Genomic DNA, 210 nt, shown 5'->3' on the forward strand with positions numbered 1-210 from the left:
GCCCCTTCGCCTTGCATGTATTAAGCCTGCCGCTAGCGTTCATCCTGAGCCAGGATCAAACTCTCCATTGTAAATTTTTTTGTGATCTCTACTGTTTCCAGTAGGACCGAATCTTCTTAAACGAATATTCTTATTGCTCTCTTCATCATGTCAAAGAACGTTGCTCTGATTCTCTCAGAACTCGTGGTGGCGATCGTTTTCGCTACCGTT

At 44.3% G+C, this 210-nt stretch carries 1 rRNA gene; it reads right to left on the reverse strand.

The features are described from left to right. Window positions 1-71: ribosomal RNA gene (locus tag AC1XUE_RS25800) — 16S ribosomal RNA — on the reverse strand; the annotation flags it as partial. Window positions 72-210 lie beyond the last annotated feature (139 nt).

The sequence above is a fragment of the Dyadobacter sp. HNCC25DJ187 genome (assembly GCF_056895255.1).